This is a genomic window from Pukyongiella litopenaei, assembly GCF_003008555.2.
Taxonomy (GTDB): Bacteria; Pseudomonadota; Alphaproteobacteria; order Rhodobacterales; family Rhodobacteraceae; genus Pukyongiella; species Pukyongiella litopenaei.
The window spans coordinates 307719-331255 of the sequence record NZ_CP027665.1; the positions used below are offsets into that span (position 1 = coordinate 307719).

Consider the following 23537-nt stretch of genomic DNA (forward strand, 5'->3'; position numbering starts at 1 on the left):
AATCCGGTCAGGTCCTACCGCTGGGCGGTCTCCCATCGGGGATGTATCCACGGGCTGTCATTCGCGCGTGGCAGCGGGGCGCGGCCCAGGACATGATCCGAGATCTTTTCACCCACCATGATCGACGGCGCGTTCAGGTTGCCATTGGTGATGCGCGGAAATATCGAACTGTCCGCCACCCGCAACGCCTCGATGCCGATCACCCGGCCGGCCCGGTCCACCACCGCCTCCGGGTCGTCGGCCCGGCCCATCCGGCAGGTTCCGCAGGGATGAAAGGCGCTCTCGGCATGATCGGCGATGAACCCGTCGAGGTCATCGTCGCTCTGCAATTCCGCGCCCGGCTGGATCTCGTGCCCCGCGAAGGGTGCAAATGCCGGCTGGGCAAAGATCTCGCGGGTCAGCCGGATACAGGTGCGGAACTCGTCCCAGTCGCTGTCATGGGACATGTAGTTGAAGCGGATCACCGGCGCATCCCCGGCCCGGCCGGACCGCAGCGACACCCGGCCCCGGCTTTTCGATCGCATCGGCCCGACATGGGCCTGGAACCCGTGGCCCTCGGCGGCGGCCTTGCCGTCATATCGCACCGCGATGGGCAGGAAATGATACTGGATATCCGGATAGGCGATCCCCGCCCGCGACCGGATGAAGGCCGCGCTTTCGAACTGGTTGGACGCGCCCAGCCCGGTGCCGGTGAACAGCCACTGCGCCCCGATCAGCGCCTTGCTGGCGAGGTTCCAGTGCTTGTAGAGCGTGACCGGCTGGCTGGCGGCCATCTGGATATAGAGTTCCAAATGATCCTGCAGGTTGCCGCCGACGCCGGGCCTGTCGGCCAGCACCTCGATACCGTGCCCGGCCAGATGCGCGGCGGGGCCGATGCCCGACAGCATCAGCAGCTTGGGCGAGTTGATCGAACTGGCGGCGAGGATCACCTCGCGGCGCGCGCGCACGATTTCGGGCCTGCCCGCGCGGGTGATCTCGACCCCGGTCGCGCGCCCGTCCTCGATCACCACGCGCGTGGCCAGGCCGCGCAGCAGATCGCAGTTGGGCCGGGACAGCGCCGGGCGCAGATAGGCATTGGCCGCCGACCAGCGCCGCCCCTTCCAGACGGTCTGTTCCATCGGGCCGAAGCCTTCCTGTTTCTCGCCGTTATAGTCGCCGGTGACCTGGTATCCCGCCTGTTGCCCCGCCTCGACAAAGGCATGAAACAGCGGGTTCGCCCGCGGCCCGCGGGTCACATGCAGCGGCCCGTCGGTGCCGCGCCAGCGCGGATCGCCGCCATGGCCGCCGTCATGCCAATGCTCCATCCGCCTGAAATAGGGCAGCACGTCGGCATAGGCCCAGCCCTCGGCCCCGCTTTCGGCCCAGTGGTCGAAATCCATCGCGTGGCCACGGACATAGACCATGCCGTTGATCGAGGACGAACCGCCGATGACCTTGCCGCGCGGGCAGACCAGCCGGCGGTTGTTCAGGTGCGGTTCGGGTTCCGAGCGATACCCCCAGTCGTAGCGTGCCATGTTCATCGGATAGCTCAGCGCGGCGGGCATCTGGATGAACGGGCCGGCATCGGTGCCGCCATGTTCGATCACCAGCACCGAGGCACCAGCCTCGCTCAGGCGATACGCGAGCGCACAGCCGGCGGACCCGGCTCCGACGATGACGAAATCGGCCTCCATCATCGGGCGTCCGGGTGGGCCAGAATGGCATAATCGACCATGACGTGATCGCGAAAGCCGGGCCGGGCCGAAATCCGGTCATACCAGCGGGCCACGTTTTCGAGGCGTTGCCTAGGTATATCAATATCATAATAGCGATACATGATGTGACCGGCAACGATATCGGCGAGGCTGAATGCCGGTCCCGCCACGAAATCGCGGCCGGTCAGCGCCGCATCCAGCCTGGCCAGTTCGCCTTCGAACGCCGCCACCGCGGCCAGCAGCGCGGCCTCGTCTCGGCCCTTCGCGGCGGTGCGCACACGCGCCCAGAAAATCGGCCCGGTAAAGGCCGTGGCAAGCGACAGCTTGGCCCATTCGGCCCACATGTCCACCTGCGCACACGCAACCGGGTCCGCCGGCCAGACGGCACCGCCATCACCGTAGCGCGCGGCGAGATAGCGCAGGATCGCGCAGCTTTCCCAGACCGTCAGGTCACCGTCGCACAGCACCGGCACCAGCCCGTGCGGGTTCAGGGCGCGGAACTCGGGCGTGTCCAGCCCGCCATGCACATGGCCGTAATCGAGCCGTTCCGCCGTCAGGCCCAGTTCGGCCAGGCCCCACATCACCGCCTGCACGTTGGACGAGGTCGCGCGCCCGTAAACCGTGATCCCGCCCGCCATCAGAACGGTGCCTCCAGCGCACCCATGCGCACGAAAACCGATTTGAGCTGCGAATAATGCTCGATCGCGGCAGCGGCGTTTTCGCGCCCCACGCCCGACAGCTTGGCACCGCCGAACGGCACCTCGACCGGGGCGTCATTGTAGGAGTTGATGAAACAGGTGCCCGCCTCGAACGCCGCCGCGACCCGGTGCGCCCGGGCCAGATCAGAGGTGAACACCCCGGCGGCGAGGCCGAACTCGGTCGCATTGGCGCGCGCGATCGCCTCGTCCTCGGTGTCGAACCCCAGCACCGCCATGACCGGGCCGAAGATTTCCTCGCGGGCGATCACCATGTCGTCGGTCACGTCCGCGAACACCGTGGGTTCCAGGTAGAACCCGGGGCGGTCGATGCGCCCGCCGCCGCAGACCAGCCGCGCGCCTTCGGCCCGGCCCTGTTCGACATAGCCCAGCACGATGTTCATCTGTGCCTCGCTGACCATCGGGCCGAAATTCACCGCCGGGTCCAGCGGGTCGCCGATCACCACGCCGCGCAGCCGTTCGGCCAGCCGGGCCAGGAACGCCTCGCGCATGCCGTTCTGCACGAAAACCCGCGTGCCGTTGGAACAGACCTGGCCGGAGGAATAGAAATTGCCCAGGATCGCGCCGGACACCGCGCTGTCGAGATCGGCATCGTCAAAGACCAGCAACGGCGACTTGCCGCCCAGTTCCATGGTGACATGCTTGATGCCGGCGGCGGCGGCGGCATAGACCTTGCGCCCGGTGGGCACCGACCCGGTCAGCGACACCTTGTCCACCCGCGCGTCCCCGACCAGCGACGCCCCCACCGCGCCGCGCCCCTGGATCACGTTGTAGAGCCCGGCGGGAAGCCCGGCCTCGTGCAGGATCTCGGCCACCTTCAAGGCGCAGAGCGGCGTGGTTTCAGACGGTTTGAAGATCATCGCGTTGCCACAGGCCAGCGCCGGCGCGCCCTTCCAGCAGGCGATCTGGGTCGGGTAGTTCCAGGCCCCGATCCCCACGCACAGCCCCAGCGGCTCGCGCCTCGTATAGGCCCAGTTTTCGCCCAGCGGGATATGCTGCCCGGTCAGGGTCGCCGCCATGCCACCAAAATACTCCAGCGCATCGGCGCCGCTGGTGGCGTCGGCCACCGAGGTTTCCTGGTAGGGTTTGCCGGTATCGCGCGTTTCCAGTACCGACAGGTCGTGATTGCGGTCGCGCATGATCGCGGCGGCGCGGCGCAGGATCCGCCCGCGTTCGGTGCCGGTCATCGCCGCCCAGGCCGCCTGTGCCGCGCGGGCAGACGCGATCGCGCGGTCGACGATGGCCGGGGTGGCCTCGTGCACGGTGGCGATCACCGCGCCGGTGGCGGGACAGATCACCTCGATCGGCGTGCCGGTGTCGTCCTCGACATAGGCGCCGTCGATGAAATGGCTGGCTTTGGGCTGGGTCGGGTAGGTCATCGGGATTTTTTGCCTCCGGCGGGGATATTTCTGGCAAGAGGACGGGGCTGGACAGCGCGCGGCGCCCGCTGCCTGTCCTCGAGGTCGTTCAGGTCGAGATGGTTGCGCATGTAGCGTTCGCTGGCGCGTTGCAGCGGCTGGTAGTCCCACGGGTAGTGGCCACCCCGGCGCAGCGCATCATAGACCAGCAGGCGGCGGGCCTGGCTTGCCCGCACCTGCGCATCGAACCGGTCGAGATCCCAGCGCGCGCCTGCCTCGGCGCGAAAGGCGGCGAGCGTTTCGGCATGGGCCGGGTCGGCCGCGCAGTTGTGCAGTTCCCGCGGGTCGCGGTCCAGGTCGAACAGCTGTTCGGGATCGGCAGCGCAGGCGGTGTATTTCCAGCGCCCGCGGCACAGGCCGACCAGCGGCGCGACCGAGGCTTCGGCGGCATATTCCATCGCCACCGGCGCGTCGCGCCCCTGCCCCTGCATCAGCGGCAGCAGGCTTTGGCCATCGACCCAACCGGCAATATCGCCCAAGTGCAGGCCCGCGAGTTCCGCCAGTGTCGGCACCACGTCCAGCGTCGAGACCGGGGTGTCGATCCGGCCCGGTTCCACGCCCGGCGCCGCGATCATCAGCGGCACCCGCGCCGAGCCTTCGCGGAAGCTCATCTTGAACCACAGGCCGCGCTCGCCCAGCATGTCGCCGTGATCGGACAGGAACAGCACGATAGCCTCCTGCCCGGTCCGGTCGAGCAGCGACAGCAGCGACCCGATCTGCGTGTCGAGATAGGAGATATTGGCGAAATAGGCCCGCCGGGACCGGGCGATATCCTCGTCCGATATGGCGTAGCCGCGCCAGTCATTGGCGTCGAAGATGCGCTGCGCGTGGGGGTCGTGATCCTCATACGCGATGGCGGGAACCTCTGGCAGCAGGTGTTCGCACCCCGCGTAGAGATCCCAGTAGTCGCGCCGGGCCACATAGGGGTCGTGGGGGTGGGTGAAGCTGACCGTGAGGCACCAGGGCCGGTCGTCATTGCCGCGCGCCCGGTCATGGAGCCAGGCCCGCGCGTGATGGGCCACATCGTCGTCATATTCCAGCTGGTTGGTGATCTCGGCCACGCCCGCCCCGGTGACCGACCCCAGGTTGTGATACCACCAGTCGATCCGTTCGCCGGGCTTGCGGTAGTCCGGCGTCCAGCCGAAATCGGCCGGGTAGATATCGGTCGTCAGGCGCTGTTCGAACCCGTGCAGCTGGTCGGGGCCGACAAAGTGCATCTTGCCGGACAGGCAGGTGGCGTAGCCGGCGCGGCGCAGGTGGTGGGCATAGGTGGGGATGTCGCTGCGGAATTCGGCCGCGTTGTCATAGACGCCGTTGCGGGACGGCAATTGCCCCGACATGAACGCGGCCCGCCCCGGCGCGCAGAGCGGGCTGGCGGTATAGCTGTTGGCAAACCGCACCGACCGGTCCGCCAGCCGTTTCAGGTTGGGCGTGTGCAGCCAGTCGGCGGGGCCGTCGGGGAACAGCGTGCCGTTCAGCTGGTCCACCATCACGATCAGGATGTTCGGGGCGGAGGTCACGGGCGGTTTTCCAGCATGGCCAGCACCCGCAGGGCGCGGGCGGTGGCGGCATCGGGCGATTCGGAGGGGTGCAGCGCGGCGCGGATATAGAGGCCATCGATCAAGGCGACCAGCGTGCGGGCCGCATCACGCGGATCGGCGCAGCCCGGCCGCAGGGCATGGGCCAGGTTCGAATGCAGCCGCCGCTGGTAGATGCGCCACAGCCGCAGCGCCTCCGCGTTGGCCTGGGCCATGACGTAGAAGCTCATCCAGGCGCTGATCGTGGCGGGATCGAAACAGGAGGGCGCGAAACAGGCCCGGATGATCGCCGCCGCCCGGCCGCGCGGGGCGGCGGTGGCCAGTTCCGAACGCACCTCGGCCCCGAAATCGAGCAGGATCCGGCGCATCGCGGCGAGAAAGATCTGGTCCTTGCCGCCGAAATAGTGATGGGCCAGCGCGCTCGACATGCCGGCGCGCCGGGCGATCTGGCTGACGGTGACATCCAGCGACCCGGCCGCCCCGATCTCGGCGATCGTGGCCTGGACCAACGCTTCGCGCCGGATCGGTTCCATTCCCAGTTTCGGCATCGGCGCACCTCCGGTCAGCGGCATAGCGGTCGTTTATTGATCGGTCAATCAATTTAAAACCGGACACGCATCCGCCCCCGTCCCTCGGCGCAATTCTGCCCGGGTCAGAGTTTCGGCGCGATGTTGGGCGGCGTTACCGCGCGGCGTTTCAGCACCGCCTCGCGCCATGTGATGAAACTGACCGCGGCCATGATCAGCGTGCCCCCGGCGATCACCCAGCCATCCACCGGTTCGCTGAAGGCCAGCGCGCCGAGGCTCACCGCCCAGACCAGCTGGAGAAAGGTGACCGGCTGGGTCACGGTCAGCGGCGCGGCCTGAATGGCGCGGGTCATCAGGTAGTGGCCGGCGGTGGCGAAACAGGCCACGACGGCCAGACCGCCCAGCGCATGCAGGCTCACCGGTTCCCACACCGCGATGGCAAAGGGCGTCATCGCGACGGTCACCCAGATCGACAGCATTGCGACCACCACCGCCGGGTTCACATCATCGGCGGCGACCTTGACCAGCAGATAGGACCCGGCGAACACGAAAGACGTGATCAGCATCGCCAGGTGGCCGGGATCGACCTCGCGGAAGCCCGGTCTCAGGATGATCACGACACCCAGCAGCGCCGCGGCAATGGCCAGGATCCGGCGCAGCGCCAGCTTTTCGCCCAGGAAAAACGCCGCGCCGATGGTGACATAGACCGGCGTGAGATAGCCCATCGCGGTGACCTCGGCGAGCGGGATCTGGGTCATGGCAAAGAACCACAGCATCACCCCGGCGGCATGCATCACCCCGCGCAGGCCGAAAAAGCCCCATTGCTGCGCGGACAGCCGCGCCCCCCTCAGCGCCGGGATCGCGGGCAGCAGGAACACCAGGCCCAGCAGATAGCGCAGATAGGCCGCCTGCACCGGATGGACCTCGGTGCCCAGCGCCTTGACGATTGCCGTCATGACCACAAAGCAGAACCCGGCGGCCAACATCCACAGGATACCGGCGAGCGGGCGGTGCGCGATGGTGGCGTTCAGATCGGCCATGATCCGGTTCAACACCCAAACGGGCAGGCAGGCAACCCTTCACATGACAAGTAGTTTGCCGGCAATCGCCCACATGGTCAGGCCGACGCCGGTATCCAGCACCTGCCAGGCACGCGGATGCGCGAATAGCGGCGCCAGCAGCCGCGCGCCATAGCCCAGGCCGAAGAAAAAGGTGAAGCTGGCCGTCACCGCCCCCAGCCCGAATGACAGGCGGTCGGCGTACTGTGCCGAGACCGACCCGATCAGCACCAGCGTATCGAGATAGACATGCGGGTTGAGCCAGGTCAGCGCCAGCGCCGTCAGCAGCACCGGCCCCAGCGCCGACCGCAGATCGTCCGATGCCAGCAGCGAGGCACCGCCGCGCCACCCGCTGCGCAGGTTCAAAGCGCCATAGACCAGCAGGAACGCGGCACCGCCGAACCGCATCGTCGTTTCGAGCCAGGGCACCGCCTCGGCCAGAGCGCCAAACCCCGCCACGCCGCCGACGATCAGCACCGCATCCGACAGGGCACAGGTCAGGCAGACCGCGAAAACGTGATCGCGGCGCAGCCCCTGGCGCAGAACAAAGGCGTTCTGCGCCCCGATGGCGAGGATCAGGCTGAAACCGAGGGCGAAACCGGGCAGAAAGGCAGAGTTCATGATGGCCTCTGTGTGGCGTTCCGGTTTGCCTAGTGTATGTCACGAATTCAGTCTACTGAATGTTTCTAAGCTATGTTAAGCTATACTTATGTCACTCGACCCTCATCAGCTTGCCGCGCTGGAGGCGATTCTGAGGCTTGGCAGCTTCGATGCGGCGGCAACCGAGCTTGCCGTTACACCGCCCGCGATTTCCCAGCGCATCCGCGCGCTGGAAGAACGGGTCGGCACCGTGCTGGTGCGGCGCACCACGCCCTGCATCGCGACATCCGCAGGCGCGCGGCTGGCCAAACACGCGGCGGATCTCGCGCTGCTCGAAACCCAGCTCGCTCGCGACCTGGGCCGGGGCGGCGGACCGGGCCGGCTGCGTGTCGCCGTCAATGCCGACAGCCTGGCCACTTGGTTCGTCCCGGCGATGGCCGCGGCGGAGGGGATGCTGTTCGACCTGGTGATCGACGATCAGGATCACTCCGCGGACTGGCTGAAACGCGGAGAGGTCAGCGCCGCCGTGACCGCATCGGGGCGGCCGGTCGCGGGCTGCGATGCGTTCCCGCTCGGCGCGCTGCGTTATCTCGCCACCGCCAGCCCGGGTTTCGCGGGGCGCTGGTTCGCCGATTGCGTCGATGCCCGGAGCCTTGCCGCCGCGCCCTGCCTGACCTTCAACGCCAAGGACGCGTTGCAGCGCACATGGATGCAGGCGCAGACCGGCAAGGCCCTGTCACCGCCCAGCCATTCCCTGCCCTCGACCCATGCGTTCGTCGATGCCGCGCGGGCCGGGCTGGGCTGGGGCATGAACCCCGAACCGCTCTGCCGCCCGCATATCGATGCCGGCGCCCTGCGGGAACTGGTGCCGGATGCTCCGCTGGATGTGGGGCTGACATGGCAGGTCAGCCGGATCATGGCCCCGGCGCTGACCGGGGTCACCCGCGCCGTCCGCCGCGCCGCGCGCGCGGCGCTGATCGCCCCCTGACCCGGCCCTTGGCCCTGCCGGTTCACCATCGCCCTGCCCGCCCGCCACCGCTTGCGGCGGCACCTGCCGATGCGTAAACGGCTGTAAAGGAGGATCTCATGTTCACCAGGGAAAACCTGTCCTACGCGGGCATCCCGCTGCCCGACCGCGCCAACATGAGCGATGGCGACATGCGCATCGCCGCCGCCGGGTTCTATGACAAGATGCGCCGCCGCCACACCACCCGCGACTATGCCGACCGGCCGGTCCCGCGCGACGTGATCGCTGATTGCATCCGCACCGCGGGCTCGGCGCCGTCGGGCGCCAATCACCAGCCCTGGCATTTCGTCGCCGTTTCCGACCCCGCGCTCAAGGCGCGGATCCGGTCAGAGGCCGAGATCGAGGAACAGCGGTTCTATTCCGGCGGCGCCAGCGACGAATGGATCAAGGCGCTGGAGCCGATCGGCACCACCGCCGAGAAGCCGCACCTGACCATCGCCCCCTGGCTGATCGTCGTTTTCGCGCAGCGCTGGGGTGAATTCGACGACGGCACCCGCTACAAGAACTACTATGTGCCCGAAAGCGTCGGCATCGCCACCGGGTTCCTGCTGGCGGCGCTGCATCACGCCGGGCTGAACACCCTGACGCACACGCCCAATCCGATGAAGTTCCTCGGCCCCGCGCTCGGCCGCCCCGCGTCGGAGAAACCCACGATGATCATCGCGGTGGGTCATCCCGCCGACGATGCACAGGTGCCGGCAGCGGCCAAGATCAAGAAACCCCTGGACGAGATTTCGACCTTCCTGGAATGATGCCGCGACCCGGACCCCCTGAACGGGATCCGGGATACCGCGCGGCCCGCCCGGTCAGAGCTGGGCCATCACCTCGTCGGAGGCTTCGAAATTGGTGGTGACGCGCTGCACGTCGTCATCGTCTTCCAGCGCATCGACTAGCTTCATCAGCTTCTGCATCCCATCGAGGTCCAGTTCGGTGGTGGTGGTGGGTTTCCACACCAGCCGCGTGGCCTCGGATTCGCCCAGCGCGGTTTCCAGCGCGTTCGACACGTCGTTCAGATCGGTGTCCCCGCACCAGATGATGTGGCCGTCCTCGCCGCTTTCCACATCCTCGGCGCCGGCTTCGATGGCCGCCTCGAACACGGTATCCGCGTCGCCCGCATCGGCCGGATAGACCACTTCGCCCTTGCGTTCGAACATGAACCCGACACTGCCGGTTTCGCCGAGGTTGCCGCCGTTCTTGGAAAAGGTCGACCGCACGGTCGAGGCGGTGCGGTTGCGGTTGTCGGTCATCGCCTCGACGATCACCGCCACCCCGTTCGGGCCATAGCCCTCATAGCGGATTTCCTCGTAATCGTCGCCCTCACCGGCCTGCGATTTCTTGATCGCGCGGTCGATCACGTCCTTGGGGACCGAGTTCGACTTGGCCTCCTTGACCGCCAGCCGCAGGCGCGGGTTCTTGTCCGGGTCGGGATCGCCCATCTTGGCCGCGACGGTGATTTCCTTGCTGAGCTTGGAAAACAGCTTCGACCGCGCCGCGTCCTGGCGGCCCTTGCGATGCTGGATGTTTGCCCATTTGGAATGGCCGGCCATGTTGGTTCCTCGTGCTGATTTCGAACGGCGTTCATATAGACCCGGCCAGCCGGGGTGTTCAAGGCGGCGCACGACGCTAGAGTAGCGCCATGACATCCGACCAGATCATCCTGTTCGCCTTGTTCGGCGCCGTGTTCGCGTTGCTGCTCTGGGGCCGGTTTCGATACGACCTCGTCGCATTCTCGGCGCTGATGCTGGGTGTCGTGTCCGGCGTGGTCCCCACCGAGAGCGCCTTTTCGGGGTTCGGCCACCCCGCCACCCTGGTGGTGGCGCTGGTGCTGATCGTCTCGGCGGGGTTGGTCCGCTCGGGCGCAGTGTTCCTGATCACCCGCACGCTGGTCGACAGCGCCCGCGGCCTGGGCCGCCACATCGCGCTGATGGGCGCGGTGGGGGCGCTGCTGTCGGCTTTCATGAACAACGTCGCCGCGCTGGCGCTGCTGATGCCGGTCGACATCCAGACCGCGCGCAAGGCGGGCCGGGCACCGGGCCTGTCGCTGATGCCGCTGAGTTTCGCCACCATCCTGGGCGGCATGGCGACGCTGATCGGCACGCCCCCCAACATCATCATCGCCAGCATCCGCCACGACACGCTGGGCGAACCCTTCCACATGTTCGATTTCGCGCCGGTGGGCGCGACCGCGGCACTGGCCGGGCTGGTCTTTGTGGCGCTGATCGGCTGGCGGCTGATCCCCGACCGGGGCGGCGCACAGGAACCCGAGGCTACCTTTGCCCCCTATATCGCCGAACTGACCCTGCCCGAAGATACGCCGCATGAAGGCAAGCGCCTGGCCGAGCTCGATACCGAAGCCGAACGCGCCGATGTCGCGATCCTCGGCCTGGTCCGCAACGGCAAACGCCGCTACGGCCGCGCCGCCAACGCGGTGCTGCGGGCCGGCGACACGCTGGTGCTCGAGGCCGCGCCGGCGGCCCTGGACGAGTTCCGCTCGGCGCTCGGGCTCGCCTTTTCCGACGCCGAACGGCAGGAGCAGCTGACCGCGGCGGGCGAAGGGCTGGAGGTGATCGAGCTCGTGGTGCCCGAAGGCGCGCGCATCGCCGGGCGCACCGCGCAGGGGCTGGGGCTGGCCTGGCGGCAGAACGCGATTCTGATGGGGATCTCCCGCGAAGGCCGCCCGATCCGCGACCAGGTGCGCAAGACCGAGGTGCATCCCGGCGATATCCTGCTGCTGCTGTGCCCGACCGGGCGCACCGCCGACGTGACCGACTGGATCGGCGGCCTGCCGCTGGCCCAGCGCGGGCTGAGCGTGACCGCCGACGACAAGACCTGGACCGCCATCAGCCTGTTCGCCGCCGCGGTGGCGGCGGCCAGCCTTGGCCTGATCTACCTGCCGGTGGCGCTGGGGCTGGTGGTGATCGCCTATGTGCTGGCCCGCATCCTGCCGATCGCGGACATCTACAATCACGTCGAATGGCCGGTGGTGGTGCTGCTGGGCTCGATGATCCCGCTGGGCGCGGCGCTCGAGACCTCGGGCGGCACCGAACTGATCGCGGGCGCGCTGGTGACGCTGACCGCAGGCCTGCCCGCCTGGGTCGTGCTCACGGTGCTGATGCTGGTGACGATGACCCTGTCGGACGTGCTGAACAACACCGCGACGACCATCGTCGCCGCCCCGGTGGGCATCCAGATGGCCCAGACGCTGGGGGTGTCGCCCGACCCGTTCCTGATGGCGGTCGCGGTGGCGGCGTCGTCGGCCTTCCTGACCCCCATCGGGCACAAGAACAACACCCTGATCCTGGGGCCGGGCGGCTATCGGTTCGGCGATTACTGGCGGATGGGGCTGCCGCTGGAGGCGCTGATCGTTGCGGTGTCGATCCCGGCGATCCTGCTGTTCTGGCCGCTCTGACACCCCGCCGGGTGCGACGCCGCTTGCCAGCGGCCCCCCGCGCTTGCTATCCCGCGCCGGATGAAACCGTTCCTGATCCTACAGCTGCGCCCCGAAACCGACGCCGCCGATGGCGAGTTTGCGTCGATCCTGGCCCGCGCCCACCTGCCCGAGCATCGCGCCCGGCGGATCCGGCTCGACCAGGAATGCCTGCCCGACGACCTGGAGCTGGACGATTATGCCGGCGTGATCGTCGGTGGCGGCCCCGGCTGCGTCAGCGACCCGCCCGAGGAGAAATCACCGCTGGACGCGCGGATCGAGGCGCAGATCATGGGGCTGATGCCCCGGATCACCGCGACCGACCATCCGTTCATGGGCTGCTGCTACGGGCTGGGCATCCTTGCCGCGCATCTGGGCGGCGATGTCTCCAGGGCCCGGTATTCCGAACCGGTCGGACCATCGGAATGCATACCCACCACGGCGGCGGCCGATGATCCGCTGATGCGGGGGCTTCCGGGCCGCTGGGCCGCCTTTGTCGGGCACAAGGAAGCGGTGCAGGCGCTGCCGCCGGGTTGCGTGCATCTGGTCAGTTCGGCCCCCTGCCCGTTCCAGATGATCCGCCATGGCCGGAACGTCTATGCCACCCAGTTCCATCCCGAGGCGGATGCGCGGGATTTCGAGAACCGTATCCGCATCTACAAAAACCACGGCTATTTTCCGCCCGAGATGGCCGAGGCGCTGATCGACATCTGCCATGCCGCCGATGTCACCGTGCCGGGTGAAATCCTGCGCCGGTTCGCCGCCCGCTACGGCTGACCCCGGACGGCCGCGCCGGACGAAACGGGCACAGGCTGTTTGCGGCACGGCGCGGAACATGGTCATGTTGGTCCGACAGCGTGTCACGCGGAGGGCAGGACATGACCGATCGGGCGGATGCGATCATCGTTGGCGCGGGGCTGGCCGGGCTGGCGGCGGCGGCCGAACTGGCCGACCGGGGCAAGCGGGTGATTCTGCTGGACCAGGAACCCGAACATTTTCTGGGTGGCCAGGCGTTCTGGAGCCTGGGCGGGCTGTTCATGGTCGACACCCCCGAGCAACGCCGCATGGGTATCCGCGACAGCGCCGAACTGGCCCTGCGCGACTGGATGGGCAGCGCCGGGTTCGACCGCGCCGAAGACGGCTGGCCGCGCAGATGGGCCGAGGCCTATGTGGCCTTTGCCGCAGGCGAGATGCGCCCCTGGCTGCACCGGATGGGGCTGCGCTGGTTTCCGGTGGTCGGCTGGGCCGAGCGCGGCGGCGGCTGGGCCGACGGGCATGGCAATTCGGTGCCGCGCTTCCACATCAGCTGGGGCACCGGGCCCGGCGTGGTCCGGGTCTTTGCCGACCGGGTGCTGGCCCATGTCGCCGCCGGGCTGATCGACATGAGGTTCCGCCACCAGGTCGATGACATCCTGATGGAAAACGGGTGTGCAACCGGCGTTTCCGGCACCGTTCTTGCCGCGGATGACGCCTCGCGCGGTCAGAAAACCAATCGCCGCAAGGCCGACGATTTCACCTGCCGCGCCGCTTCGGTCATCGTTACCTCGGGCGGGATCGGCGGCAATTTCGACCTCGTGCGCAAGGCCTGGCCCCGCGACCGCCTGGGCGAGCCGCCCGCAACCATGATCGCCGGTGTTCCCGCCCATGTCGATGGCCGCATGATCGCCATATCCGAAGCCGCCGGCGGCCATGTGATCAATCGCGACCGGATGTGGCATTACACCGAAGGCGTGCGCAACTGGGATCCGATCTGGCCCGATCACGGTATCCGCATCCTGCCGGGGCCGTCGTCGCTGTGGTTCGATGCCACCGGCCGGCGCCTGCCGCCGCCCTGCCTGCCCGGTTTCGACACGCTGGGCACGCTGCGCGAAATCATGGCCACGGGGCATGACTACAGCTGGTTCGTGCTGACCCAGACGGTCATCAAGAAGGAATTTGCCCTCTCGGGCAGCGAACAGAACCCCGATTTCACCTCGGGCAGCTGGCGCGAGGTGATCCGCCAGCGCATCCTGTCGGGCCGGAACGCGACCGGGCCGGTCGAAGCCTTCAAGACACATGGCGCCGATTTCGTCGTGGCCGACACGCTGGAACAGCTGGTCGAGGGCATGAACCGGCTGGGAGAGGTCCCGCTCGACGGTGCCGGGCTGCGCGCCCAGATCGAGGCGCGCGACGCGCAGGTCGACAACCCGTTCACCAAGGACGCGCAGATGATGGCCATTCTCGCCGCCCGCAACTATCGCGGCGACAGGCTGATCCGCACCGCCAAACCGCACCGGTTTCTCGACCCCGCCAACGGGCCCCTGATCGCGGTCAAGCTGCATATCCTGACCCGCAAGACCCTTGGCGGGTTGCAGACCGATCTCGACAGCCGGATGATCGGCGCGGATGGCCGGGTCGTGCCGGGGCTGTTCGCCGCCGGCGAAGCCGCCGGGTTCGGCGGCGGCGGCTATCATGGCTACAACGCGCTGGAAGGCACCTTCCTGGGCGGCTGCATCTTTTCGGGACGCAACGCCGGGCGGTCGCAGGCGGTGGCCTAGGTCCGGCCTACCCCGCGCGTTCGAGCACCAGAACCGGCGCGCCCTCGGCATTCAGCAGGATCAGCCGGTCGCCCCGGAGCGAGAACCGCACCGTGTCGAACAAGGCCGCGACCAGATCGCGTTCGAGCACGTCCAGCGGCGGCAGGCAGGCCATCTTTGTCCCGGCCATGTTGCGGTTGACGGTCAGCCCGTCACCATCGATCACGACAGAGCCGTGATGGCGGTTGCAGCCGCTGAACACCGCCAGCCCGCCATCGGCGAGAAAGGACACCGTTGGCGGTTTCGGGCTTTCGACCGCCGCCCCGTTCAGCTGAACCACCTGCCAGTGCGATTCGTCGAGAACCGATGCCGGCGCGGCCATGCGCTCGACCAGGATCTCGACCTCGTTCGGCGCGCCGCCGGTCAGCACCGCATGGGCCGAGGTGGACCGCCACGCCACCCGTCCGCCGTCGAAAACGCGCGCGGCCACGGTATAGCGGTGGTTGTCCTCGATCAGTGCGGCGTCGGTTTCCAGCGAAAACCCGAACGGCACCTTGTCCAGCGCATAGCGCCGCTGCGCCATCCGGATCGCCGGTGCATCCGCCCGCGACGTGTCGAGCAGTTCGACATCCAGCACCATGCCTGGTTTCACCGCGATCCGTTCGCGCCAGGTGACGCTGCCGGTCACCTTTGCGCTGTCCGCGGATGCCGCGTCGGATGCCGCGGCGGGGCGCAGGCCCGCGAACGATGTCGTTGCGGCCGCCAGCGCGGCGACAGCCATGGCAGAGGAAAACCGGCGGCGATTCATCACGATATCCTTTCGTTGTTGCGGTTCGAGATGGGGCACCCGGACACGGTCGTCAAGGCCACCTTCACAAAGGCCATATGAAAGGGATCAAGGCCGAGGCGAGGATACCGACACTCAGGCTCAGCGGGATGCCCACGCGCAGGAAATCGGTGAACCGGTAGCCGCCCGGCCCATAGACCATCATGTTGGTCTGATACCCGATCGGCGTCGCGAACGAGGCCGAGGCCGCCACCATCACCGCGACGACCAGCGGGCGCGGATCGATCCCCATCGCCTGCGCCAGCCCGATCGCGATCGGCGTGACCACGACCGCCACCGCGTTGTTGGACACCAGTTCGGTCAGGATCGAGGTCAGCAGATAGATCACCCAGACGATCAGGAACGGCGGCAGCATCTTGAGCGCCGGGGCGATCGTGTCCACGATCAGTGCCACCGCGCCCGAGCTTTCCAGCGCCGCCCCGACCGCGAGCATGGCGAAGATCAGCGCCAGCAACCGGCCATCGACAAAGGAAAACGCCTCGTCCGCGTCGATGCAGCGGGTCAGGAAGATCATCGCCATTGCCAGCACCGCCAGCAGCAGGATCGGCGCCACGCCGAGAGCGGCCAGCACCACGATCCCCGCCAGCGCCGCGATCGCCAGCGGCGCGTGGCTGCGGCGGAACCCCCGGTCCGACGGCTGGCCGACATCGACCATGTCCATATCCACCGACAACCGCCGGATATCGGCCGGCGCGCCTTCGAGCAGCAGCGTGTCGCCCACCCGCACCACCAGGTCGTCCAGCATCCGCCCGATATTCTGGTTCCGGCGATGCACGGCCAGCGGATAGACCCCATAGCGCCGCCGCAGCCGGATGTCGCCCATCCGCCGGCCGACCATCTTGCAGCCCGGCGTGATCAGCACCTCGACGGTGGTGGTCTCGACCGCCGACACCTGGTCCACCCGCTTCAGTTCCTTGTTGTTCTGCAGGCTCAGAAGCTCGGTCATCCGCGTGCGCAGCACCACCCGGTCGCCCACCTGCAGCGTCACCCCGGCCAGATCGCGCCGCAGCGAGGCATCGCCCCGCACCACGTCGATCAGCCGCACTCCCGGTCGCTTGAACAGCTGCACCCCGGTCACGTCGCGCCCGATCAGGTTGCTGTCGGGCGGGATCACCGCCTCGGTAAAGAACTTCATCGACCGCTTGTCCGACAGCAGCGACGCCATGCTGTCACGCTCGGGCAGCAGCCGGGGCGCGACAAAGCGCAGATAGACCCCGCCCCAGATCACCAGCAGCACCGCCAGCGGCGTGACCTCGAATATGGTGAACGGGTCCAGCCCGCGCGACCGCGCCACCCCGTCCACCAGCAGGTTGGTCGAGGTGCCGATCAGCGTCAGACAGCCGCCCAGGATCGCGGCATAGGACAGCGGGATCAGGAACTTGCTGGCCGACATGCCCAGCTTGCGCGACAGCTGGACGAAAACCGGGATCATCACCACCACCACCGGGGTGTTGTTGACAAAGGCCGAGGCCACCACCACGAACAGCATCAGCGCGCCGATGGCGCGGGCCGGGCTGGTGTCGGCCTGGGCTTCGGCCAGGTGGGTGAACCATTCCAGCGCACCGGTCCGCACCAGCGCGCCCATCACGATGAACATCGCGGCAATGGTCCAGGGGGCCGGGTTCGACAACACCCGCAGCGCGTCGTCATAGGACAGGATGCCCAGCACCAGCATCGCCGCCACGCCCGCGATCGCCACGACCTCGGCCGGGTACCGTTCGCGGACGAACATCGCGAACATCGCGCCCACGATGGCCAGTGCCGTTATCGCGCCCGCGGTGTCGGAAAGCTGAATCAGGTCCATATGCGCCCGTGTTGTTTCTGCGGTGACGGGCGAACCCGCGCGGTCAAGTTTGTTTGATTGCGGGATCGGGGGCAAGCACGCGCTGCCGCCGGGGCTGAACGAGGAACACGCCCGCCAGCACCAGCGCCATCGCTGCCCAGAAATAAGGCGCATAGGTTTCGCCCAGCATCAGCATCGCCCAGAGCACGCCGAACCCGGTGACGAGGTAACTGACCTGAACCGCAAAGACCGGCCCCGCATGTGCCACCAGCCAGACATAGGCGGCATAGACCGCCACATGGATCAGCGCGGCAACCACCAGCGCGCGTTCCGGCACCCCGAACCCGGCCAGGGGCGAAATGAACTGCCCGGTTGCCAGCGCCACCGGCAGGATCAGCACCGCGCCCAGCGCCGATGCGCCGCACAACACCTGCGACGGTCCCAGCCCGGCGGTGCCCCAGCGGGCGACGATATTGCCCTCGCAGGCATAGCAGAGCCCCGAGACCAGCGCGACCGGCACCCAGATCAGCGCGGCGCGGTCGGGCAGGCTGGCCTCGGGCAGAACCAGCAGCGCGACGCCCGCCAGCCCGATCAGCAGCCCGGCCAGACGACGCGGCGCAAATCGCTCGAGCCCCAGCAGCAGCGCGATCGGAAAGGCATAGAGCGGCACCAGCGACAGCAGCACCGACATGAACCCGCTGGGCAGATGGGCGATTGCGGTGTAGCCGGCGGAATTGGGCAGCAGCGTGCCGATCAACGCGATCACCAGGTAGACCCGCAACGCCGCCCGGTGCAGCGGCAGGGGCCGGCCACGCAACGCCAGCAACGCGGCCATCGCGACCGCGCCGATCAGCATCTGCCAGAAGATCAGCCCGAACGGCCCGTGCCCGGTGCTGACCGCGATCTTGGTCAACGGCTGGGTCATCCCCCACCCTGCCCCGGCAATGACCAGGATCAGGGAATAGAGCGCGACCTGCCGGAGCGTCACGGCCCCGCCTGTTCCAGCGATCCGCCCTCGCGCACCATCCGCACCGACAGCGCCTTGCCGCTGCGGTCGTCGGTTTCCACGAGGATGCCCGACAGCGTCGCCTCGCCCATGGCCGGCGTGAACCGGTCCCTTGCCATGCCGGTGACAAACCGGCGCAGCGGCTCGGCCTTGTCCATCCCGATCACCGAATCGTAGGATCCGCACATGCCGGCATCGGTCAGATAGGCCGTGCCGCCCGACAGGATCTGCGCATCCGCGGTGGGCACATGCGTATGCGTGCCGACCACCAGGCTGGCGCGGCCATTGCAGAAATGTCCCATCGCCATCTTTTCGGACGTGGCCTCGCAATGCATATCGACGATCGCCGCGCTGGCCATCCCGCCCAGCGGATGCGCCTTGAGCACCGGTTCGATCGCCGAAAACGGATCGTCGAAGGCCCGGCGCATGAACACGTTGCCGAGCACCTGCGCCACCAGCACCTTGCGCCCGCCGCGCGCCTCGAACAGCCGGAACCCCTTGCCCGGCGCCTGCTTGGCATAGTTGACCGGCCGGATGATGCGCGGTTCGGTTTCGATGAACTGCAGCATGTCGCGCTGGTCAAAGGCATGATCGCCCAGCGTCAGGCAATCGGCCCCGGCATCCAGCAGCCCCTTGGCATGGGCGACGTTCAGCCCCATGCCGCTGGTCGCGTTCTCGCCGTTCACCACGACGAAATCCAGCCGCCACGCGTCGCGCAGACCGGGCAGCCGGTCCCTGATGGCGGCGCGGCCCGCGCGCCCCATCACGTCACCAAGAAAAAGCAATCTCATGGTGCTGTGGTAGGCCCCGGCACCGGCGGGGGCAAGCCCGCGATTGCCGGTTGCAAACCGCCGGCAACCCGTCAACCCTGCCCCTGGCCCCGCAAAAGGAGAGTTCCACGATGCGCCATATCCTTGCCCCCGCCCTGTGTTGCGTCGCCCTGGCGGCCTGCGCCGAAGACCCCCCGCAGACCGGTCTGGCCAACCCCGCCGCGAGTTTCTGCGTCGAACAGGGGGGCCGGCACGAGATCAGGGACACAACCGATGGGCAGACCGGTATCTGCATCCTGCCCGATGGTCGCGAGGTGGATGCCTGGGCGTATTTCCGGGAACAGACCGGCGGCTGACCGGCGCGGCCCCGCTGTCATCTGTCACTTGTCACCGGCCGATCACCCGGCTTTCGGTGACGATCATGTCGAGCGGCTGGTCGGTCGGCTCCAGCGGCAAGGCGTCGGCCTGTTGGGCATCATAGGCAAAGCCGATGGCCAGCGTCGGGCGCCGGCGCCGCAACCGCTCGAGCGTGCGGTCATAGAACCCGCCGCCATAGCCCAGCCGGCCACCGACGGCATCGAAGGCCACCAGCGGCACGATCAGGATCTCGGGATCGAGGAAATCGTCGACCAGCGGCACCCGCGCCCCGAACGGCCCGTCGCGCAGCGGCGCGTCCGGTTCCCAGCGCGAAAACCTCAGTGGCTGGTCCCTGCCCGCGATCACCGGAACGCCGACCGGCCCGTGGGCCGCCGCCTCGGCCATGGCGGCCAGCGGGTCGATCTCGGTGCGGATCGGCATGTATCCGGCCAGCGGCACCCCGCGATAGCCCGCCAGCACGTCGGACAGCCGCACGGCCGCCCCCGGCACTGCGGCCGCGTGGGCGGCCTCGCGACGGGCCAGCCCGGCCCTGCGCGCCGCCGCCTTGTCCTCGGCCAGGGTCACAGCAGAACCCAGCCGGCAAGCCCGAGAAAGGTGAAAAACCCGACCACGTCCGTCACCGAGGTCACGAATGGTCCTGAGGCCAGGGCGGGGTCGATCCCGGCCCGGTCCAGCAGCATCGGGATCGCGAAGCCGCCCAGCGCCGCGGTAACCTGGGTCAACATCATCGCCACGCAGATCACCGCCGCCAGCATCGGCACGCCGAACCAGAACCCGGCCACCAGCGCGATCAGAACGCCGAACAACACCCCGTTCACCGCCCCCACCGAGATCTCGCGCCGCATCACGCGCAGCGCGTTCTGCGCGGTCAGGTCGCGCGTGGCCAGCGCCCGCACCGTGACGGTCATGGTCTGGGTGCCCGCATTGCCGCCCATCGACGCGACGATCGGCATCAGCACCGCCAGCGCCACCATCGCTTCGATCTCCTCAGAGAACAGGTTGATCACGAACGCGGCCAGAATTGCCGTCAGCAGGTTCACGGACAACCATGTCGCACGCCCCCGCGCGGCGGCGAAAATGGTGTCCGACAGGCTCGATTCGTCGCTCACCCCGGCCATGCGCAGGATGTCTTCTTCGTGTTCGTCGTCGAGAACGGCCATGGCGTCGTCGATGGTGATCACGCCGACCAGCCGCCCGTCGTCATCGACCACCGGGGCCGAGATCAGGTGATACTGGTTGAAGGCATAGGCCACGTCCTCTTCGTCCCGCGTGACCGGGATCACCTCGAACACGTCTTCGGTCAGTTCGGACAACGGCACCTCGCGCCGGTGGCTCATCAATCTGCCCAGCGTCACGTTGCCGACGGGATGCATCCGCGGGTCGACCAGAACGACGTGATAGAACTGTTCGGGCAGATCATCCGCGGCGCGCAGGAAATCGATGGCCTGGCCCACGGTCCAGTCCTCGGGGGCCATCACCACCTCGCGCTGCATCAGGCGGCCGGCCGAGTTCTCCGGATAGGCCAGTGCGCGTTCCACCGCGACCCGGTCGGCATCTTCCAGCGCGTCGAGAATCGCCTCCTGCTGCGGTTCCTCGAGATCCTCGACCAGATCCACGACATCGTCGCTTTCCAGGTCGCGCACCGCCTCGGCCAGCACCGCCGGGTGCAGCATGGCGATGACCTCTTCGCGCAGCGTCTCGTCCAGTTCGGACAGGATTTCACCGTCGAAATCGCGGTCATGGAGCCGGATCAGTTCGGCCCGGTCATGGGTGTTCATCTGCTCGAGCAGGTCGGCGATGTCGGCCGCGTGCAGCGGTGCCATCAGTTCTTCGAGCCGGTCGCGGTCACCGGTATCGACCGCATAGAGAATCGCGGTTACGGTGCGCGGCGGCAACTGATACGCTTCGTCGTCGTGCCGGCTTTCATCCCTGGCCTGCTCGGCTTCTTCGGTCATGCGACGTCCCTTTCGCGATTGACCGCAGGATAAAGGAAGCCGTTGCAGGAAAACAATGAGAATGCCGGAATTTACCGAACCGCCCGCGGCGACCAGGCTGACCCGCGCGCGAAAACGATAAGGAGCAGCGATGCAAGGCGATGCAATCCTGACCGGACAGGTCCTGTCATTCGATGCCGATCCGTTTCAGGCCGGCCCCGGGGCCGCCGTCGTGCACGAGGCGGTGGCGCTGTCGGGCGGCCGTATCGCGGCCGTCGGATCGCGCGCGGATCTGCGCAGGGCCCATCCGGACGCGGCCCTGCATGACCACGGCCAACAGCTGATCTGCGCGGGCTTCGTCGATGCCCATGTGCATTACCCGCAGACCGCGATCATCGCCTCCTGGGGCAAACGGCTGATCGACTGGCTGAACAGCTACACCTTTCCCGAGGAAACGAAATTCGCCGATCCCGCCTATGCCGCGCGGATCACCGCGCGGTATCTCGACCTGACCACAGCGAACGGCACCACGACCATGTGCAGTTTCTGCACCATTCACCCGGCCAGCGTCGAGGCGTTCTTCGCCGAGGCGCACCGGCGCGGGCAGCGGGTGGTCGGCGGCAAGACCTGCATGGACCGTAACGCGCCCGAGGGTCTGCGCGACAGCGCCCAATCGGCCTATGACGACAGCAAGGCGCTGCTGGAGACATGGCACGGGCGAGGCCGGATATCCTATGCCATCACACCCCGGTTCTCGCCCACCTCGACGCCGGATCAGCTGGCCGCGCTCGGCGCGCTCTGGTCCGAGCATCCGGAATGCCTCATGCAGACCCATCTGAGCGAACAGACCGACGAAATCGCCTGGGTGAAGTCGCTCTATCCATCGGCGCGGGACTATCTGGACACCTATGAATCCCACGGCCTGCTGGGGGCGAACGGGCTCTATGGTCACGCGATCCATCTGGAGCCGCGCGAGCGCGACCGGCTGCGCGAAACCGGCGCCGCGCTGGTGCATTGCCCCACCTCGAACACGTTCATCGGCTCGGGCCTGTTCGATATGGCGGGGCTGATCGCCGAGGGCCAGCGCATCGGGCTGGCCACCGATACCGGCGGCGGGTCGTCGTTTTCGATGCTCAGGACGATGGCCGCGGCCTATGAGATCGGACAGCTGCGGGGAACGCCGCTGCACCCGTCTCAGCTCATCTGGCTCGCCACCGCCGGCTCGGCGCGGGCCTTGCGGATGGACGACCGGATCGGCAGCATCGCACCGGGAATGGAAGCCGACCTCGTCGTGCTCGACCTGGCATCGACGCCTGCCATCGCGCAACGCTCAGAGCGCGCGGCCGATCTCTGGGAGGCGCTGTTTCCCACCATCATGATGGGCGATGACCGCGCGGTGACCGAGGTCTGGATCGGCGGGAAGAAAGCTCACTTTAAACATCAACATAACTTGATATCGCACTGATCTGTCATATTATTCCAATCCAAGGCCGGACCTGGTTTCCGCCGTCCAGCCCAGCCACATCGCGTCGCCATCCACGATCAGCGGCCGCTTCATCAGCGCCGGGTGTTCGGCCAGCAATTCCCCTGCCGGGCGTGCACGCTGGGTATCGTCGAGATTGCGCCATGTCGTCGAGGCCCGGTTCACCAGCCTGTCCCCGAACCGGTCCCGCGCGGCCTGCATCACCGCCTCGGGCACGCCTTCGGCGCGGACATCCACCAGCCGCGCCCGTGGCAACGCCTTCAGCGCCTTGCGGCAGGTATCGCAATTCATCAACCCGTAGAGTTCCATAGCGCTCCCCCGGTCCTGTCCCGTGTCATGGCTTTCCCCAACAGATACCCGCCTGTCGCCGCTGGCACAGCCCCATTTTTCTTTCTTTGAAATTTCACATCCCCATGCAATCCTGCCCGCGGGCGTATCCACCGGCCTGATTTCCGCTGGCATTGCAGGGGGCGGTCTCGTCGCGCGGCTGCGTCCTTCAAAGACCCTGCCCCGGCAGGGAGAATTGCGATCAGAAGGAGACACGGGACATGCCAACCGGCACCGTGAAATGGTTCAATACCACCAAAGGCTATGGATTCATCGCCCCCGACGAAGGCGGCAAGGATGTGTTCGTGCATATTTCAGCAGTCGAGCGGTCGGGGCTGACCGGGCTCGCGGACAACCAGAAAGTGGCCTACGAGCTGCAGGACGGTCGCGACGGCCGCCAGATGGCATCAGACCTCAAGGCGCTCTGACACCCTGACGCCACCCGCGCCCGCCTGCACCCGGCTGGCGCGGGTTCCTCCCGGACCGTC

General features: G+C 67.7%; 23 protein-coding genes. 8 read left to right on the plus strand and 15 right to left on the minus strand.

The features are described from left to right. Window positions 1-14: 14 nt before the first annotated feature. From betA to C6Y53_RS01545, 7 genes are all read right to left on the minus strand, one after another. Entirely contained in the window at window positions 15-1673 is a 1659-nt protein-coding gene (betA, locus tag C6Y53_RS01515; protein ID WP_106470826.1) for a choline dehydrogenase, read from the minus strand. Beyond that, the gene (locus tag C6Y53_RS01520) at window positions 1673-2332 is read right to left on the minus strand and encodes a glutathione S-transferase family protein (protein ID WP_106470827.1); all 660 of its coding nucleotides are present in this window, start codon (window positions 2330-2332) and stop codon (window positions 1673-1675) included. The genes betA and C6Y53_RS01520 overlap by 1 nt, the downstream gene beginning before the upstream one ends. Further along, window positions 2332-3789, minus strand: a complete 1458-nt coding sequence (gene betB, locus C6Y53_RS01525; protein ID WP_106470828.1) for a betaine-aldehyde dehydrogenase — start codon at window positions 3787-3789, stop codon at window positions 2332-2334. Before betB ends, C6Y53_RS01520 begins: the two co-directional genes overlap by 1 nt. Next, the gene (gene betC / locus C6Y53_RS01530) at window positions 3786-5318 is read right to left on the minus strand and encodes a choline-sulfatase (protein WP_244614988.1); all 1533 of its coding nucleotides are present in this window, start codon (window positions 5316-5318) and stop codon (window positions 3786-3788) included. The genes betB and betC overlap by 4 nt, the downstream gene beginning before the upstream one ends. A 26-nt stretch (window positions 5319-5344) precedes the next feature. After that, window positions 5345-5914: a choline-binding transcriptional repressor BetI gene (betI, locus tag C6Y53_RS01535; RefSeq protein WP_106473897.1), complete on the minus strand. Its 570-nt coding sequence runs from the start codon at window positions 5912-5914 to the stop codon at window positions 5345-5347. Between the two features lie 104 nt (window positions 5915-6018). Further along, window positions 6019-6933 carry a DMT family transporter gene (locus C6Y53_RS01540; protein WP_244614919.1) on the minus strand — a complete coding sequence of 305 codons (915 nt, stop codon included), beginning with the start codon at window positions 6931-6933 and terminating at the stop codon, window positions 6019-6021. Window positions 6934-6972: 39 nt separating this feature from the next. Then, complete coding sequence (locus C6Y53_RS01545; RefSeq protein ID WP_106470830.1) at window positions 6973-7572, minus strand: LysE/ArgO family amino acid transporter; 600 nt, start codon at window positions 7570-7572, stop codon at window positions 6973-6975. An 88-nt stretch (window positions 7573-7660) separates the two neighbouring features. Between C6Y53_RS01545 and C6Y53_RS01550 the strand changes: the two genes are divergently transcribed. Continuing rightward, window positions 7661-8539 carry a LysR family transcriptional regulator ArgP gene (locus C6Y53_RS01550; protein ID WP_106470831.1) on the plus strand — a complete coding sequence of 293 codons (879 nt, stop codon included), beginning with the start codon at window positions 7661-7663 and terminating at the stop codon, window positions 8537-8539. A gap of 98 nt (window positions 8540-8637) precedes the next feature. Continuing rightward, entirely contained in the window at window positions 8638-9330 is a 693-nt protein-coding gene (locus C6Y53_RS01555; protein ID WP_106470832.1) for a nitroreductase family protein, read from the plus strand. A gap of 54 nt (window positions 9331-9384) precedes the next feature. Here the strand turns inward: C6Y53_RS01555 and C6Y53_RS01560 are convergent, their stop codons facing one another. Next, window positions 9385-10125, minus strand: a complete 741-nt coding sequence (locus C6Y53_RS01560) for a YebC/PmpR family DNA-binding transcriptional regulator (protein ID WP_106470833.1) — start codon at window positions 10123-10125, stop codon at window positions 9385-9387. Window positions 10126-10214: 89 nt separating this feature from the next. Between C6Y53_RS01560 and C6Y53_RS01565 the strand changes: the two genes are divergently transcribed. The 3 genes from C6Y53_RS01565 to C6Y53_RS01575 all read left to right on the plus strand — a co-directional run bounded on the left by C6Y53_RS01565 (window position 10215) and on the right by C6Y53_RS01575 (window position 14542). Continuing rightward, complete coding sequence (locus C6Y53_RS01565; RefSeq protein WP_106470834.1) at window positions 10215-11987, plus strand: SLC13 family permease; 1773 nt, start codon at window positions 10215-10217, stop codon at window positions 11985-11987. Window positions 11988-12047: 60 nt separating this feature from the next. Further along, window positions 12048-12782, plus strand: a complete 735-nt coding sequence (locus C6Y53_RS01570) for a glutamine amidotransferase (RefSeq protein ID WP_106470835.1) — start codon at window positions 12048-12050, stop codon at window positions 12780-12782. Between the two features lie 101 nt (window positions 12783-12883). Beyond that, complete coding sequence (locus C6Y53_RS01575) at window positions 12884-14542, plus strand: FAD-binding dehydrogenase (RefSeq protein ID WP_106470836.1); 1659 nt, start codon at window positions 12884-12886, stop codon at window positions 14540-14542. 7 nt (window positions 14543-14549) lie between these two features. Here the strand turns inward: C6Y53_RS01575 and C6Y53_RS01580 are convergent, their stop codons facing one another. From C6Y53_RS01580 to C6Y53_RS01595, 4 genes are all read right to left on the minus strand, one after another. Beyond that, entirely contained in the window at window positions 14550-15329 is a 780-nt protein-coding gene (locus tag C6Y53_RS01580; RefSeq protein WP_106470837.1) for a YbaY family lipoprotein, read from the minus strand. Between the two features lie 64 nt (window positions 15330-15393). Further along, window positions 15394-17172, minus strand: coding sequence for an SLC13 family permease (locus tag C6Y53_RS01585; RefSeq protein WP_106470838.1), 1779 nt, complete (start codon window positions 17170-17172; stop codon window positions 15394-15396). A 43-nt stretch (window positions 17173-17215) separates the two neighbouring features. Continuing rightward, window positions 17216-18139 carry a DMT family transporter gene (locus C6Y53_RS01590; protein ID WP_106470839.1) on the minus strand — a complete coding sequence of 308 codons (924 nt, stop codon included), beginning with the start codon at window positions 18137-18139 and terminating at the stop codon, window positions 17216-17218. After that, window positions 18136-18948: a TIGR00282 family metallophosphoesterase gene (locus C6Y53_RS01595; RefSeq protein WP_106470840.1), complete on the minus strand. Its 813-nt coding sequence runs from the start codon at window positions 18946-18948 to the stop codon at window positions 18136-18138. Before C6Y53_RS01595 ends, C6Y53_RS01590 begins: the two co-directional genes overlap by 4 nt. A gap of 110 nt (window positions 18949-19058) precedes the next feature. On the opposite strand from C6Y53_RS01595, the gene C6Y53_RS01600 reads away from it, so the two are divergent. Then, entirely contained in the window at window positions 19059-19283 is a 225-nt protein-coding gene (locus tag C6Y53_RS01600; protein ID WP_106470841.1) for a putative hemolysin, read from the plus strand. 31 nt (window positions 19284-19314) lie between these two features. Here C6Y53_RS01600 and C6Y53_RS01605 read toward each other — a convergent pair whose 3' ends face one another. Further along, a complete protein-coding gene (locus C6Y53_RS01605; protein ID WP_106470842.1) occupies window positions 19315-19869 on the minus strand; it encodes a 5-formyltetrahydrofolate cyclo-ligase in 555 nt (184 codons plus the stop codon). Next, window positions 19866-21260 (minus strand): magnesium transporter, encoded by a 1395-nt coding sequence (gene mgtE / locus C6Y53_RS01610; RefSeq protein WP_106470843.1) that lies wholly within the window; start codon window positions 21258-21260, stop codon window positions 19866-19868. Before mgtE ends, C6Y53_RS01605 begins: the two co-directional genes overlap by 4 nt. A gap of 130 nt (window positions 21261-21390) precedes the next feature. Here mgtE and guaD point away from each other — a divergent pair, with 130 nt between their 5' ends. Continuing rightward, window positions 21391-22704 carry a guanine deaminase gene (gene guaD / locus C6Y53_RS01615; protein ID WP_106470844.1) on the plus strand — a complete coding sequence of 438 codons (1314 nt, stop codon included), beginning with the start codon at window positions 21391-21393 and terminating at the stop codon, window positions 22702-22704. 9 nt (window positions 22705-22713) lie between these two features. On the opposite strand, the gene C6Y53_RS01620 is transcribed toward guaD, so the two are convergent. Then, window positions 22714-23031 carry an ArsC/Spx/MgsR family protein gene (locus C6Y53_RS01620; RefSeq protein ID WP_106470845.1) on the minus strand — a complete coding sequence of 106 codons (318 nt, stop codon included), beginning with the start codon at window positions 23029-23031 and terminating at the stop codon, window positions 22714-22716. A 239-nt stretch (window positions 23032-23270) separates the two neighbouring features. Between C6Y53_RS01620 and C6Y53_RS01625 the strand changes: the two genes are divergently transcribed. Next, window positions 23271-23477: a cold-shock protein gene (locus C6Y53_RS01625; RefSeq protein ID WP_106470846.1), complete on the plus strand. Its 207-nt coding sequence runs from the start codon at window positions 23271-23273 to the stop codon at window positions 23475-23477. The last annotated feature ends 60 nt before the right edge of the window (window positions 23478-23537 follow it).

Excerpts from the sequence above, each read along its gene's own strand:
- betA (WP_106470826.1), bottom strand. The coding sequence starts at position 1,673 with ATGGAGGCCGATTTCGTCATCGTCGGAGCCGGGTCCGCCGGCTGTGCG.
- C6Y53_RS01520 (WP_106470827.1), bottom strand. The coding sequence starts at position 2,332 with ATGGCGGGCGGGATCACGGTTTACGGGCGCGCGACCTCGTCCAACGTG.
- betB (WP_106470828.1), bottom strand. The coding sequence starts at position 3,789 with ATGACCTACCCGACCCAGCCCAAAGCCAGCCATTTCATCGACGGCGCC.
- betC (WP_244614988.1), bottom strand. The coding sequence starts at position 5,318 with ATGGTGGACCAGCTGAACGGCACGCTGTTCCCCGACGGCCCCGCCGAC.
- betI (WP_106473897.1), bottom strand. The coding sequence starts at position 5,914 with ATGCCGAAACTGGGAATGGAACCGATCCGGCGCGAAGCGTTGGTCCAG.
- C6Y53_RS01540 (WP_244614919.1), bottom strand. The coding sequence starts at position 6,933 with ATGGCCGATCTGAACGCCACCATCGCGCACCGCCCGCTCGCCGGTATC.
- C6Y53_RS01545 (WP_106470830.1), bottom strand. The coding sequence starts at position 7,572 with ATGAACTCTGCCTTTCTGCCCGGTTTCGCCCTCGGTTTCAGCCTGATC.
- C6Y53_RS01550 (WP_106470831.1), top strand. The coding sequence starts at position 7,661 with ATGTCACTCGACCCTCATCAGCTTGCCGCGCTGGAGGCGATTCTGAGG.
- C6Y53_RS01555 (WP_106470832.1), top strand. The coding sequence starts at position 8,638 with ATGTTCACCAGGGAAAACCTGTCCTACGCGGGCATCCCGCTGCCCGAC.
- C6Y53_RS01560 (WP_106470833.1), bottom strand. The coding sequence starts at position 10,125 with ATGGCCGGCCATTCCAAATGGGCAAACATCCAGCATCGCAAGGGCCGC.
- C6Y53_RS01565 (WP_106470834.1), top strand. The coding sequence starts at position 10,215 with ATGACATCCGACCAGATCATCCTGTTCGCCTTGTTCGGCGCCGTGTTC.
- C6Y53_RS01570 (WP_106470835.1), top strand. The coding sequence starts at position 12,048 with ATGAAACCGTTCCTGATCCTACAGCTGCGCCCCGAAACCGACGCCGCC.
- C6Y53_RS01575 (WP_106470836.1), top strand. The coding sequence starts at position 12,884 with ATGACCGATCGGGCGGATGCGATCATCGTTGGCGCGGGGCTGGCCGGG.
- C6Y53_RS01580 (WP_106470837.1), bottom strand. The coding sequence starts at position 15,329 with ATGAATCGCCGCCGGTTTTCCTCTGCCATGGCTGTCGCCGCGCTGGCG.
- C6Y53_RS01585 (WP_106470838.1), bottom strand. The coding sequence starts at position 17,172 with ATGGACCTGATTCAGCTTTCCGACACCGCGGGCGCGATAACGGCACTG.
- C6Y53_RS01595 (WP_106470840.1), bottom strand. The coding sequence starts at position 18,948 with ATGAGATTGCTTTTTCTTGGTGACGTGATGGGGCGCGCGGGCCGCGCC.
- C6Y53_RS01600 (WP_106470841.1), top strand. The coding sequence starts at position 19,059 with ATGCGCCATATCCTTGCCCCCGCCCTGTGTTGCGTCGCCCTGGCGGCC.
- mgtE (WP_106470843.1), bottom strand. The coding sequence starts at position 21,260 with ATGACCGAAGAAGCCGAGCAGGCCAGGGATGAAAGCCGGCACGACGAC.
- guaD (WP_106470844.1), top strand. The coding sequence starts at position 21,391 with ATGCAAGGCGATGCAATCCTGACCGGACAGGTCCTGTCATTCGATGCC.
- C6Y53_RS01620 (WP_106470845.1), bottom strand. The coding sequence starts at position 23,031 with ATGGAACTCTACGGGTTGATGAATTGCGATACCTGCCGCAAGGCGCTG.
- C6Y53_RS01625 (WP_106470846.1), top strand. The coding sequence starts at position 23,271 with ATGCCAACCGGCACCGTGAAATGGTTCAATACCACCAAAGGCTATGGA.